Origin of the sequence: Pseudomonas sp. 22082, assembly GCF_052046055.1 — a bacterium.
In the GTDB taxonomy this organism is placed as follows: Bacteria; Pseudomonadota; Gammaproteobacteria; order Pseudomonadales; family Pseudomonadaceae; genus Aquipseudomonas; species Aquipseudomonas pharyngis.
In genome coordinates this window covers 130,569-144,166 of the sequence record NZ_JBQEQB010000014.1, presented here as the reverse complement: position 1 = coordinate 144,166, position 13,598 = coordinate 130,569, and the positions used below count along the sequence as shown (strand labels likewise).

The 13,598-nt window shown below is 61.1% G+C and carries 12 protein-coding genes; 9 read left to right on the top strand and 3 right to left on the bottom strand.

Annotated elements, in window-relative coordinates; genetic code table 11:
• The first annotated feature begins 49 nt into the window (after positions 1–49).
• A complete protein-coding gene (rfbB, locus tag ACTJK9_RS17775; protein WP_085611253.1) occupies positions 50–1,138 on the top strand; it encodes a dTDP-glucose 4,6-dehydratase in 1,089 nt (362 codons plus the stop codon).
• Between the two features lie 42 nt (positions 1,139–1,180).
• Positions 1,181–2,104, top strand: coding sequence for a glucose-1-phosphate thymidylyltransferase RfbA (gene rfbA, locus ACTJK9_RS17770; RefSeq protein WP_440815146.1), 924 nt, complete (start codon positions 1,181–1,183; stop codon positions 2,102–2,104).
• An 80-nt stretch (positions 2,105–2,184) separates the two neighbouring features.
• Here rfbA and ACTJK9_RS17765 read toward each other — a convergent pair whose 3' ends face one another.
• A complete protein-coding gene (locus ACTJK9_RS17765) occupies positions 2,185–3,321 on the bottom strand; it encodes an LLM class flavin-dependent oxidoreductase (RefSeq protein ID WP_039772929.1) in 1,137 nt (378 codons plus the stop codon).
• 125 nt (positions 3,322–3,446) lie between these two features.
• Between ACTJK9_RS17765 and ACTJK9_RS17760 the strand changes: the two genes are divergently transcribed.
• From ACTJK9_RS17760 to ACTJK9_RS17730, 7 genes are all read left to right on the top strand, one after another.
• Entirely contained in the window at positions 3,447–4,352 is a 906-nt protein-coding gene (locus ACTJK9_RS17760; protein ID WP_440815142.1) for an NAD(P)-dependent oxidoreductase, read from the top strand.
• A gap of 230 nt (positions 4,353–4,582) precedes the next feature.
• Positions 4,583–5,740, top strand: coding sequence for an oxidoreductase (locus ACTJK9_RS17755; RefSeq protein ID WP_221398643.1), 1,158 nt, complete (start codon positions 4,583–4,585; stop codon positions 5,738–5,740).
• A gap of 135 nt (positions 5,741–5,875) precedes the next feature.
• Positions 5,876–6,976, top strand: coding sequence for an efflux RND transporter periplasmic adaptor subunit (locus ACTJK9_RS17750; protein WP_039772925.1), 1,101 nt, complete (start codon positions 5,876–5,878; stop codon positions 6,974–6,976).
• Entirely contained in the window at positions 6,973–10,050 is a 3,078-nt protein-coding gene (locus tag ACTJK9_RS17745; protein ID WP_011332346.1) for a MexW/MexI family multidrug efflux RND transporter permease subunit, read from the top strand. Before ACTJK9_RS17750 ends, ACTJK9_RS17745 begins: the two co-directional genes overlap by 4 nt.
• Before the next feature lie 9 nt (positions 10,051–10,059).
• Positions 10,060–11,511: an efflux transporter outer membrane subunit gene (locus ACTJK9_RS17740; RefSeq protein WP_440815137.1), complete on the top strand. Its 1,452-nt coding sequence runs from the start codon at positions 10,060–10,062 to the stop codon at positions 11,509–11,511.
• A 130-nt stretch (positions 11,512–11,641) separates the two neighbouring features.
• Positions 11,642–12,007 (top strand): ArsR/SmtB family transcription factor, encoded by a 366-nt coding sequence (locus tag ACTJK9_RS17735; protein WP_039772921.1) that lies wholly within the window; start codon positions 11,642–11,644, stop codon positions 12,005–12,007.
• Between the two features lie 74 nt (positions 12,008–12,081).
• The gene (locus ACTJK9_RS17730; RefSeq protein WP_440815133.1) at positions 12,082–12,639 is read left to right on the top strand and encodes a chorismate--pyruvate lyase family protein; all 558 of its coding nucleotides are present in this window, start codon (positions 12,082–12,084) and stop codon (positions 12,637–12,639) included.
• Positions 12,640–12,691: 52 nt separating this feature from the next.
• Here ACTJK9_RS17730 and ACTJK9_RS17725 read toward each other — a convergent pair whose 3' ends face one another.
• Together ACTJK9_RS17725 and ACTJK9_RS17720 are read right to left on the bottom strand one after the other, a co-directional pair.
• Positions 12,692–12,967, bottom strand: a complete 276-nt coding sequence (locus ACTJK9_RS17725) for a LysR family transcriptional regulator (RefSeq protein WP_440815130.1) — start codon at positions 12,965–12,967, stop codon at positions 12,692–12,694.
• Positions 12,968–13,026: 59 nt separating this feature from the next.
• The gene (locus ACTJK9_RS17720) at positions 13,027–13,536 is read right to left on the bottom strand and encodes a flavin reductase (RefSeq protein WP_007953834.1); all 510 of its coding nucleotides are present in this window, start codon (positions 13,534–13,536) and stop codon (positions 13,027–13,029) included.
• Between the last annotated feature and the right edge of the window lie 62 nt (positions 13,537–13,598).

The window sequence follows — 13,598 nt, the reverse complement described above, 5'->3', positions numbered from 1 at the left end:
ACACAGCATCGAAGGACGTTCAATCATCATTTTGCCAGGGGAGGCGCTGATGAAAATTTTAGTGACAGGGGGCGCGGGCTTCATTGGCTCGGCCGTGGTGCGGTTTCTGATCGAAGAGACCGAATGTGAAGTGATCAACGTCGACAAGCTGACCTACGCCGGCAACCTGGAATCGCTGGCCGATGTGTCCGATTCGCCGCGTTACCGGTTCTGTCAGGTCGACATCTGCGACAAGCCGGCGCTGGACGAACTGTTCGCACGGCTGCAACCGGATGCGGTGATGCATCTGGCCGCCGAGTCCCACGTGGACCGCTCGATCGATGGCCCGCAAGCCTTCATCGAAACCAATATTGTCGGCACCTACACGATGCTCGAAGCGGCGCGTGGTTACTGGAACCGACTGGATGCGGCGCGTCAGGCGGCGTTCCGTTTCCATCATATTTCTACCGACGAAGTTTACGGCGACCTGGAACCCGAAGATCCGGCATTCACCGAGCGCACGCCGTATGCGCCGAGTTCGCCGTACTCGGCAACCAAGGCCGGTTCCGATCATCTGGTCCGCGCCTGGCATCGCACTTTCGGCCTGCCGGTGGTGATGAGCAATTGCTCGAACAATTACGGGCCTTATCACTTCCCGGAAAAACTGATTCCCCACGTCATTCTCAATGCGCTGCAAGGCAAGCCGTTGCCGGTGTACGGCGATGGCGCGCAGATTCGCGACTGGCTGTTCGTCGAGGATCACGCCCGCGCCCTGTATGCGGTGGTCACTCGCGGTGAGGTCGGGCAGAGCTACAACATCGGCGGCCACAACGAGAAGACCAACCTGCAAGTGGTGCACACCCTGTGCGATTTGCTGGAAGCACGCGGTGCGGAGAAGCCGGCAGGCGTTGCGCACTTCCGCGACCTGATCACCTTCGTCAAGGATCGTCCGGGCCACGACAAACGCTATGCCGTCGATGCCGGAAAAATCCACGCGACGCTGGGCTGGACGCCACAGGAAACCTTCGAAAGCGGCATGCAGAAAACCGTCGACTGGTATCTGGATAACCGCGCCTGGTGGGTGCGGGTGATGTCCGGTGCCTACGCGCTGGAGCGCCTCGGCGAACAACGCGACAAAGCCAAAGCCCTCGTGGCCTGAACACTCAGTCATTCAAATCTCACTGCTTGAAAGGAAAAAAGCATGGCCAAGTACAAAGGAATTCTGCTGGCGGGCGGCGCCGGTTCGCGTCTGCACCCGATCACCCTGGGCGTCTCGAAACAGTCGCTGCCGGTGTATGACAAACCGATGATCTATTACCCGCTGTCGGTGCTGATGCTGGCGGAAATCCGCGAGATCCTGATCATCTCCACCCCGGAAGATCTGCCGGGCTTTCAGCGCATGCTGGGCGACGGCAGCCAGTTGGGCCTGAGCCTGAGTTACGCGGTGCAACCGAGCCCGGACGGCCTCGCTCAAGCGTTCATCATCGGTCGTGAATTCGTCGGTGAAGACAACGTCTGCCTGGTGCTCGGTGACAACATTTTCTACGGCGCCGGCTTCGGTGAAACTCTGCTGCAAGCGGCGGCGCGTGATGAAGGCGCGACGGTGTTCGGTTACTACGTGGCCGATCCCGAGCGCTTTGGCGTGGTGGAATTCGATGCTGCCGGCAAGGCCCTGAGCATCTGCGAAAAACCGAGTGATCCGAAGTCGAACTACGCCGTTACTGGCCTGTATTTCTACGACAACGAAGTGCTGCAGATTGCCGCCGACATCAAGCCGTCGCCGCGCGGCGAGCTGGAGATCACCGACGTCAACAACGTCTACCTGCAACGCGGCAAATTGAACGTGTCGGTGATGGGGCGTGGCATGGCGTGGCTGGATACCGGCACCCACGATGCGTTGATGGAGGCCGGCAATTTCGTCCAGGCCATCGAGAAACGCCAGGGCCTGAAAATCGCCTGCCTCGAAGAAATCGCCTACCACAAGGGCTGGATCGACGACGCGCAGTTGCTGGTGCATGCGGGCAGCATGAGCAAGACCGGTTACGGTCAGTATCTGGCCCGTTTGATCAACGATGATGTGGTGGTGGCGATGGATGCGCAGCGCCCGTTGAAAGGCGCTGCTTGACCAAATGTGGGAGCGGGCTTCCAGTCAACGATATTGTTGAATGTGCCGTCCCCTTCGCGGGCAAGCCCGCTCCCACAGGGTCAGTGGCCGGTCACGCTGTCGAGTTGGGCAGCTTTGACCGTGGCGCGTGGATCGGCCGACGGGGTTTGCAAACGGGCCAGGCGATTGGCGTGAGTCGGCGCTTCGGCCGCCAGCGGCGAACGGCGTTTGCGGGTTTCTTCACGCAGCACCGGCAAGACTTCCTTGCCGAACATGTCGAGTTGTTCCAGCACGGTTTTCAGCGGAATGCCGCCATGGTCGAACAGGAACAGCTGGCGCTGGTAGTCGCCGAAGTACTCGCGGAAGGTCAGGGTCTTGTCGATGATTTCCTGAGGGCTGCCGACGGCCAGCGGAGTCATTTCCATGAACTCTTCGAGGGACGGGCCGTGGCCGTACACCGGGGCGTTGTCGAAGTAGGGACGGAATTCACGGCGCGCATCCTGCGAGTTGCGGCGCATGAAAATATGCCCGCCGAGACCGACGATCGCCTGCTCCGGCGTGCCGTGACCGTAATGGGCAAACCGCGCGCGGTAGAACTCGACCAGCGCCATGAAATGCTCACGGGGCCAGAGGATGTGGCTGGCGAAAAAACCGTCGCCGTAATAGGCGGCCTGTTCGGCGATTTCCGGGGTGCGGATCGAGCCGTGCCAGACGAAGGGCGGCAGGTCATCGAGGGGCCTGGGGATCGAGGTGAAGTTTTTCAGCGGGGTGCGAAAGCGTCCGCTCCAGTTGAGGTCTTCTTCGCGCCAGAGACGGTGCAGCAGGCGATAGTTCTCCATCGCCAGTGGCAGGCCGTCGGCGATGCTTTTGCCGAACCAGGGATAGACCGGTGCGGTGTTGCCCCGGCCGAGCATCAGGTCCATGCGGCCGCCGCAGAGGTTTTGCAGCAGCGAATATTCTTCGGCAAGGCGCACCGGATCGTTGGTGCTGATCAGGGTGGTGGACGTCGAGAGAATGATGCGTTGGGTCTTGGCGGCGATGTAGGCCAGCAGCGTGGTGGGAGAGGAGGTGATGAACGGAGGATTGTGGTGCTCGCCGGTGGCGAACACGTCCAGTCCGATGTCTTCGGCCTTCTGCGCAATTTGCAGGGTGGCCTGGATGCGCTCGGATTCGCTGGGGGTACGGGCGTTGGTAGGGTCTTGTGTGACGTCGCCAACGGTGTAGATCCCGAATTGCATAAAGCCTCCTTGCCTTGGGTAAAGGTGTGTTTGAAACCCTCGCCGCGAAGAATGAATCGTCGCGGCACTTGAAATGTACGCCTGTACACGTACAATCGCAATTCTGCATCATCGTCTGAACGGCTTTGAACACCTCATCGAGAGAGGAACGCGACATGGAACTGGGATTTATCGGTCTGGGCACGATGGGCGCACCGATGGTGCTGAACCTGCTGAAAGCCGGGCATCGGGTCCGCGTGTGGAATCGTTCGACGGCACCGCTGGAGGCACTGGCCGCGGCCGGCGCCGAAGCTGTCGAGACACCGGCGCTGGCGGCCCAGGCCGAGGTGCTGATTTCCATGCTCGGCGATGACACGGCAATCCGCTCGGTGTTCTTCGACGCCAAGGCGCTGGACGGTCTGCAGGCCGGCAGCGTTCACGTCAACATGTCCACGGTGTCCGTGGCGCTGGCCAGGGAACTGGCGGCCGTGCATGAAGCACGCGGCGTCGGTTACGTGTCGGCACCGGTACTGGGGCGTGTCGATGTGGCGGCTGCCGGCAATCTGAACATTCTCGCCTCCGGGCCCGCCGAAACGCTGGCTCGGGTACAGCCGTTGTTCGATGTGCTGGGGCGCAAGACCTGGACGCTGGGCGACACGGCCGAGGTGGCCTGCGCCGCCAAACTGTCGGCCAACCTGATGATCGCGTCGGCGATCGAGTCCCTGGCCGAAGCTTCGACCCTGGCCGGCGGCTACGGTATCAGTCGCGAGGCGTTCATCGAGATGATCACCTCGACCCTGTTTGCCGTGCCGGTCTATCAGGGCTACGGCAAGCTGATGGTCGATGAAACATTCGAGCCGGCCGGTTTCAAATTGTCGTTGGGCCTCAAGGATGTCCGCCTGGCGCTGGAAGCCGGTGAAGCGGCGCAGGTGCCGCTGCCGTTTGCCAGCGTGTTGAAGGACAACCTGCTGGACGGCATGGCCCATGGTCAGGCCGATCAGGACTGGGCCTCACTGTCGAAAGTCAGTGACCGGCGCGCCGGCGTGAAGTAATCCAAAAGTTTCAAGCAACGTAACTTGTACGCAAGTTACGTTGGCCTCTTGCGCCTTGCGTAATTGTCGGACAGTGATTGCTCTTTTATTGGGAAATGAAAGAAGTCTGATAATAGTGCTTGTCAAATGTACGACTGTAGACGTACATTTTTATCGGGGTTTAACAACAATAAAAGTTCTGTCTGTTTTTTCGTCTGCTGATCGTAAATAAATAATAGCTAGGAGCCGTTATGAAAAATCTAATGCAATGGAACAGCCTTCCCTCCGAATCCAATGAATGGCTCGAGAAGGTGCGTGCACTGAATCCGCTGATTATTCAGCACCGCGATTACAGCGAGCAGACCAATGCGACGCACAAGGATGTGATGTCCCGATTCTTCAAGGAAGGTTTTGGCCGGACCTCGGTGTCCAAGGCGTTCGGCGGGTCCCAGGTCGATATCCAGACCACCTCGGCCCTGCTGCTGGAGTTCGCCCGGTTTGACGCCTCGCTGTCCTGGCAGCTGGCGGTGCAGGTTGCGATGGGACGCCTGTCGGATTACCTGCCGGAAGCTACCTCCGAAGCGATCTACAACCACTGCGACGGTTTCGTGATCGGCGCCATCCACTCCGGTGGCGAAGCGCTGCCGATGGGCGACGAGTACCTGCTGAGCGGCAAATGGGCGTTCGCCAGCGGCTCGGCCCACGCCGACTGGCTGGTCTGCACCGCCACCGTCAAAGGCACCGAAAACAACATTACTCCGGAAGTGCGGATGTTCTTCGTCCCCGCCAGCCAGTGCACCATCCTGCCGACCTGGGACACCCTGGGCATGCGCGGCACCGGCAGCCATCACTTCCAGTGCTCCAACGTGATCGTCCACAAGTCTTTCTCGCTGGATGTCGAAACCCTCAAGCAATCCCCCGAAGCGCGCAGCTCCCGGGCCTACGCCACCGGTTACTACGAGTTCGGCACCCTGGCGGCGATGTCCACCGTGCTCGGCGTGGCCCGGGCTGCGGTCGATCATTTCCGCAATGACCGCGCCGTGAACACCGACCCGGGCCTGGAAGGGGTGATCTTCGAGAAGACCGGTCGCGCCATCTCCTCGGTGCATACCGCACAACTGCTGCTGGAGGATGCGATCCATCAGGTGATCAACCGTGGTGAAACCGTCGGCGAACCGGTCAGCGCCCGCGTCGGCCTGGCCGCCTCGGTGCTGACCGAAAACTCGGTCAATGCGGTCAACCAGATCTACTCGATGGCCGGTTCCAAAGCCGTCTACAAGTCGCACTTCCTGGAGCGTTGCTTCCGCGATATTCACACCGGTTCGAAGCACTTCACGTTGTCGCCTTTGAACTTGCACGGTATCGGCAAGTACTACCTGGATAAAACCAACGTACTGGCCGCGGCGTAACAGCGGATAAATAAAGCGGGCGCGTTTACAAGTGAAAGTTCACAGGGATCGATAACGCGCCCGTCTTTAGTTGCACCTTTATTTTCTTAAAACTCAAACTTTTGTGCTCGCAGCAAAGAGTCAAGGGAGTGCCACATGCTTGCTCGAAACATTATCAAGTCGCTGATCTTTATTGTTCTTGTGGTGGTGTTGTCCGCTGCACTGGGCTGGCGTTTCTGGTCGCCGCCACCGGCGGCGGCCGAGCAACGGATCCCCAGCACCCGGGTCGGTCTGGCCGTGGTCAAAAAACAGCCTTACACCTACTACCTCGAGGCCATCGGCAAACTCGAAGCCCAGCGTCAGGTGCTGGTGTCGGCTGAAGTCAGCGGCAAAGTGGTGGATATCGATTTCGAGTCCGGCGATGAAGTGAAGGCGGGGCAAGTGCTGCTCAAGCTCAACGACGCGCCGGAGCAAGGCGAACTGGTGCGCCTGAAAGGCGAGTACGAATCGGCCAAGGCCCAGTTCGCCCGGGTCCAGGAACTGGCCAAGACCGGCGCCGAAAGTCGTCGCGCCTTCGACAGTGCCCGCGCTCAATACGACGCGGCCAAAGGCGACATGGAGCGCATGCAGGCGCAGATCGCTCAACGCCATATCCGCGCGCCGTTCGCCGGCACCCTCGGCATTCGCCAGGCGCACCTGGGCCAATACCTGCAGGCCGGCAGCGCGGTGGCAACCCTGACCGATCCGGGCGTGCTGCGCGTCAACTTCACCCTCGCCGAGCGCGATGGCTCGCAAGTGCAACTGGGCCAGACCGTGCAGGCCAAGGTCGATGCCTGGGGTGATGTGACCTTCGCCGGCAAGATCGTCGCGGTCGATCCGCAGATCAACCAGTCCCACACCATTAACGTGCAAGCGGTCATTACCGACACGCAAAAACGCCTGCGTCCCGGCATGTACGCACGGGTCTCGGTGACCCTGCCGCAGACCGCCGAGCTGCTGATTCCGGAAACCGCGATCACCTACAACGCCTACGGCGAAAGCGTGTTCTCGGTCTACACCGACGAGGCCGGCGTGCAGAAGGTCAAGCGTGAAAGCATCAAGGTCGGCGAGCGCCGCGATGGCTGGGCGGTGGTCGACAAGGGCCTAACCGAAGGCGTGCAAGTGGTGACGTCCGGTCAGCTCAAGCTCCACGACGGCGTGGCGGTGGAAGGTGTCCCGGACACGATTGCTCTTAAACTCAGTGGGCTGGAAAAATGAATTTCACCGACCTCTTTCTTCGCCGCCCGGTGCTGGCCGTGGTGGTCAGCACGCTGATCCTGCTGTTCGGGGTGCGCGCGCTGATGAATCTGCCGATCCGCCAGTACCCGATGCTGGAAACGTCGACCATCACGGTCACGACCCAGTATCCCGGCGCCTCTTCGGAACTGATGCAAGGCTTCGTCACGCAGCCGATCAGCCAGGCCGTGGCCTCGGTCGAGGGCATCGACTATCTGTCGTCGGCCTCGACCCAGGGCCGCAGCCAGGTGACGATCCGCATGGCACTCAACAGTGACTCCATCGCGGCGCTGACCGAGGTCATGGCCAAGGTCAACCAGATCAAATACCGCTTGCCGAAGGACGCGTACGACCCGGTGGTGGAGCGCACGTCCGGCGGCTTCACCAGCGTGGCCTACGTCGCGTTCGCCAGTTCCAACCTGACCATCCCGGAGATGTCGGATTACATCTCCCGCGTCGTCGAGCCGATGTTCGCCGGCATCGAAGGCGTGGCCAAGATCAACATCATGGGCGAGCAGAAACTGTCCATGCGCCTGTGGCTCGATCCGCAGCGTCTGGCCGGTTACGGCATGACCGGGCAGGACGTTTCGGCGGCCATTGAAGGCAACAACTTCCAGGCGGCTCCGGGTCAGGTCAAAGGCCTGTACGTGGTCAGCAACCTGCGGGTCAACACCGACCTGAACAGCGTCGAAGATTTCCGCGACATGGTGCTGCGCAACGACAACGGCCACATCATCCGTGTGCGTGACGTCGGCACCGTGGAGCTGAACGCCGCCTCCACCGACACCAGCGGCGCGATGAGCGACGTACCGGCGCTGTTCCTTGGCCTGGACGCCGCACCGACCGGCAACCCGCTGGTGATCGTCAAACGCGTGCGCGAATTGCTGCCGCAGATCCAGGAAACCCTGCCACCGGGCGTGACCGTGCAGATCCCGTTCGAAGTGGCGCACTTCATTCAGTCGTCGATCGACGAGGTGAGCTACACCCTGCTCGAAGCGCTGGTGATCGTGGTGCTGGTGATTTACCTGTGCCTGGGCACGTTCCGCACTGTGCTGATTCCGCTGGTGACGATTCCGCTGTCGATGCTCGGCGCGGCGATGCTGATGCAGATGTTTGGCTTCAGCCTCAATCTGCTGACCTTGCTGGCGATGGTTTTGGCCATCGGGTTGGTGGTGGACGACGCCATCGTCGTGGTGGAAAACGTCCACCGTCACATTGAAGAGGGCAAGAGCCCGTTCGAGGCGGCGCTGATCGGCGCCCGTGAAGTGGCGGGGCCGGTGGTGGCGATGACCTTCACCCTGGCGGCGGTGTACGCGCCAATTGGCTTGATGGGCGGCCTCACCGGCACGCTGTTCAAGGAGTTCGCGCTGACCCTGGCCGGCGCCGTGGTGATTTCCGGCATCGTCGCGCTGACCCTGTCGCCGATCATGAGTACCCGTCTGCTGGACGCGAAAACCAGCGAAGGTTTCATGGCGGTCAAGGCAGATCGATTCTTCCAGTACCTGTCCCGTCGTTATGGCGCGCTGCTCGGCGGTTCGCTGGCGCGGCGCTGGATCAGCCTGAGCGTGGCGCTGGTGATCTTCTTCAGCCTGCCGTTCCTCTATCGCTCGGCGCAGACCGAACTGGCGCCGCTGGAAGACCAGAACATCCTGCTGACCGCGATCAAGGCACCGCAGCACGCCAACCTGAATTACCTCGAAGCCTACGCCCACGAGCTGTACAAGACCTTCAACGAAATCCCCGAGGGTTACAGCAACTGGGTGGCGAACGGTTCCGACGGTCTGTCCAACAGCGTCGGCGGGATCAACCTGGTGGACTGGGAAAAGCGCGGCCGCGATGCCAACACCATCCAGCCTGACTTGCAGGCGCGGGTGAACCAGATCGAAGGCACGAGCATTTTCGTGTTCCAGATGCCGCCGCTGCCGGGCTCCACCGGTGGCCTGCCGGTGCAGATGGTGATCCGCAGCGATCAGGAATACCTGGCGCTGTACAACGTGATGGATCAGCTCAAGCAAGCCGCGCAGGCCAGCGGTCTGTTCGCGGTGGTCGACAGTGATCTGGACTTCAACAACCCGGTGGTGGAAATCCAGGTCGACCGGGCCAAGGCCAACGCGCTGGGCATCCGCATGCAGGACATCGGCGAAACGCTGAACAGCCTGATCGGTGAGAAGTACGTCAACCGGTTCTCGTTCCATGGTCGCTCCTACGACGTGATCCCGCAGTCGGTGTCGGCGGATCGCCTGACTCCGGAAACCCTGAAGCTGTATTACGTGAAGGACCAGAAGGGCAATCCGGTGCCGCTGTCGACGCTGGCCACCCTCAGCGTCAAGGTCGAGCCGAATCGCCTGACCCAGTTCAACCAGCAGAACTCCGCCACGTTCCAGGCCATCCCGGCGCCGGGCGTGACGTTGGGTGATGCAGTGGGCTTCCTGCAAAAACAATCGGAAGGTTTCCCCGCCGGCTTCAGTTTCGACTGGCAGTCCGACGCCCGCCAATACGTGCAGGAAGGCAACAGCCTGGCGTTCACCTTCGGCCTGGCCCTGGTGATCATCTATCTGGTGCTGAGCGTGCAATACGAGAGCTTCCGCGATCCGTTCATCATCCTGATCAGCGTGCCGTTGTCGATCTGCGGGGCCCTGGTGCCGCTGGCGCTGGGCATGACGTCGATGAACATCTACACCCAGATCGGCCTGATCACGCTGATCGGTCTGATCAGTAAGCACGGGATCCTGATGGTCGCGTTCGCCAACGAGTTGCAGCGCCAGCAAGGCATGGACCGCGTGCAAGCCATTCAGCATGCCGCGCAGGTGCGGCTGCGGCCGATCCTGATGACCACTGCGGCAATGGTGGTCGGCCTCGCGCCGCTGTTGTTCGCCAGCGGTGCCGGCGCCAACAGCCGCTTCGGCCTGGGCCTGGTGATTGTTGTGGGGATGCTGATCGGCACCTTGTTCACCCTGTTCATTCTGCCGTCGGTGTACACGCTGCTCAGTTCGATCAAGCAACCGAGCCACGCACCCGAAGCCGAGCCGGCCGGCGTGCCGCAACCCATCCTGTGAGGACGTGACATGCATTCGATTACACGTTTGATGCTGGCGCCGCTGGCGGCGTCCATCCTGTTGGCGGCCGGTTGTGTGAACTACGCCGGGATCGATCATCAGGGCAAATTGCTGGCGGTCGGCGATGCGCCGTCCGACAGCCTGAAAGACAAACTGCCGCCGGCCCAATGGCCGCGTGCGGACTGGTGGACATCGCTGGGCGACCCACGTCTGGGTGCTCTGATCGAAGAGGCGTATGCCAGCAACCCGGACTTGCAGGAAGTCGCTGCCCGGGTCGCGAAGGCCAACGCATTTCTCGACCTGCGCGACGCCGAGCGTTATCCGGAAATGGACGCATCGGCGGGTGTCACTCGCGGTCGGCTGTCGCGCTTCGAGGACTACAGCGGCGAGGGCCACAAGTACTTCACCGCACGCAATCTGGCGGTCAATTTCAGCTACACCTTCGACCTCTGGGGCGGCCAGCGTGCCGCGTGGGAATCGGCGCTCAACAGCGCACGAGCGGCGGAAGTCGATCTGCAATCGTCGCGGCTGATTCTCGCGGTCAACGTGGTCAAGGCCTACAACCAGTTGGCGTATGCGTGGCAGGTCTCGGAGCTCAATCAACGGGATCTCGAACGCCTGAGCAAACTGGTGGACCTGACGGATTCACGTTACGGCTCGGGCCTCGACAACCTGTCGCAACTCAAGCAGGTGCAGAGCCTCAAGGCGCGTTCGGAATCGACGCTGATCGGCGCCAACGAAGACATCGAAATCGCCCGCCTGCAGTTGTCGGCGCTGATCGGCAAGGGCGTCGATCGTGCGCACACGCTCGAGCGTCCGTCGAATCTGCAAGCCAGTGTGGTGGCCTTGCCAGCGCAGTTGCCGGCTCAACTATTGGGTCGTCGTCCGGACATCGTCGCCGCACGTTGGCGCGTGGAGGCCGAGACTAAAAACGTCGAGGCGGTGAAGACCACGTTCTACCCGAACATCAATCTGGTGGCAGCGGCGGGTTCCCATGCATTGACCGGTGATGCGCTGTTAGCCGGGGTCAGCAAGTTCTGGAACGTGGCGCCGACGGTGTCACTGCCGATCTTCGATGCCGGGCGTCTGCGCTCGGATCTCAAGGCCGGCAATGCCGAACTCGACAGCTCCATCGCACAGTACAACCGGGTGCTGAATTCGGCCCTGCACGAGGTGGCGATTTCGGTGACGCAGTTGCGTTCGTTCGAGCAGCAGATCGTCGTGCAGCGCGATGCCTGTGCAATTGCCCAGTCGTCCTACGATCTGTCGCAGTCGCGCTACAAGGCCGGGGAGGACACGTTCCTCGATGCGCTTAACATCGAGCAACAATTGATTCAGGACGAAATGCGCCTGGTCTTCCTCAACAGCAAGCACATCGACAGCTCGGTTTCGTTGATGGCAGCGCTGGGCGGCGGGTTCCAGGCGCCTGCGCTGGAGACCGCGCAGAGCAGCGATTTGTAGTTGTTTTGCGGGACGCCGCCTCCGGGACGGCTGTCGCGGGGAAAAAACATCTTGTGTATAGTCTTACTGTTCTCGTATAGACGAATACAAGACGGATTTTTCCCGCCTATATCATCAAGGGTACCTACCTATGAACGTCCCGAATCATCCCAATCAGGATCAGATCCTTCTGGAAAATGTGCTGTCCGCATTGGGAAGCCCGCTGCGCCTGACCGTGTTGAAAGTATTGGCCGATGGCCAGGAACATCCGTGCGGCCGGATCCTCAAGGGTGCATCGAAGTCGACCATGACCCACCACTGGCGGGTTCTGCGTGACAGCGGTCTGATTTGGCAGCGCCCTTACGGTCGGGAAAACCTGCTGTCCCTGCGTCGTGAAGACATGGACGTGCGTTTTCCGGGCCTGCTCGACTCGCTGCTGTCGGCGGTCAAGACCGATGAACAGACCATCAGCGTCATCAGCAAACACGAAGTGACCGAAGAAGTCGGAGCCGAGTGACAGACACCGCCGGTGAAGGGTTGGCCTTCCACGGCAACCAACAATTCACCATCACCAGGAAGGTGTGAGCGGGTATGGATACAAGTCATTACTGGTCATCGCGACCGCTGTCGGAATTGACCGGCTCCGAGCATCACTGGCTGTTTTTGCCCGGGGCACTGACCCCACGTCTGAAAGCCATGGGCGATTATTCAATCGAAGTCGTCGAGCAGTCCCATGGCCCGCTCGACCCTGAAGAAGCGCAAGCGCTGAACGTGCCGTCAAACACCATTGGCTGGGTGCGCGAAGTGGTGATGAAGCTCGATGGCGAGGCATGTGTCGCGGCGCGCAGCCTGACCAGCGTGCCGGCGCTGAATGGCGACTGGGCGGAGCTGAACGGCTACGGCCGTCGACCGCTGGCCGAGATTCTCTACACCTCGGAGCAGACCCTGCGCGAACCCTTCCAATGTGCCTTGCTGCCGCCCGTTGCGCCGTTGGCCGCGCTGTCCTATCGCTACGCGCCGCAAGCCGAACGTCTGTTGGCGCGGCGTTCGCGTTTCACCCGCAATGGTTCGGCGCTGCTGGTCAGCGAGTGCTTTCTGCCAGCGTTCTGGGCTCGGGTCGAGTACGCTCAGGCGCTCAAGTCGGCCTGATGAAATGAAACCTGCGGAAGCGAACCCCCGCAGGTTTTTTTTCGCCGGTTTTTCAGAGCCGGATCACCGCTTCGATCTGCTTGATGGCCGGCGTCAGCGCTAGCGCCAGTTGCTCGGCTTTCGAGGTCGGACGCATGGTTCTCGACGAGCGCAGAAACAACGGATCATCGAAGCGCTTGCGCAGCCGTGCCAGCGATCCGCTGATGGCGGGTTGTTTGACGTGCAGACGTTCGGCCGTGCGCGACACGCTGCGTTCGCGGAACAGCACCAGGAAAATGATGATCAGGTTCAGGTCGATATCCGCGAAGTTGTCTTCATTGAATAGCATGGTTACATCCCTGTCATGACCCGCCGGCCGGCTTCAGCCGAAGCCGGCGGGTGTCTGAATCACTGCTCGGGTGCCAGGCGCAGTTCGTCGTTCAGACGGTAGTAACTGCGGTTGAAATAGACCAGGCCTTCCGTGGCCTCGCTGTGTTGCTGCAGTTCGAGGATTTCACAGTAGAAGATGCTGTGGGTGCCGACCTCGTCGACCTTGCTGACCCGGCAATCGAGGCTGACCAGCGCCTCCTCGATCACCGGCGAACCGGTCTTGAGGGTCTGGCAGTTCACGCTGGAAAAACGCTCCTGCATGCTCAACTGCCGATTGGCGAATGCGCCGGAGGTCGACTGGTGGTCGCCAGTCAGCACGTTCACGCACAGCACGCCATTGGTCTTGAAATGCTCGTGATTGGACGACGAGCGATTGACGCACACCAGCAGCGTCGGCGGTGAATCCGTCACGCTGCACACCGCCGACGCGGTAAAGCCGAAACGCCCCGCAGGGCCATCGGTCGTGACGATGGTGACGGCACTCCCCAGCATCGCCATTGCATTACGAAACTCCGTTGAATCAACCATCGCGTCACCTCATTCCATGTAGGTTTAATGGAGCCGATCCGTTCTCCCTTGTCCGTTGTCGT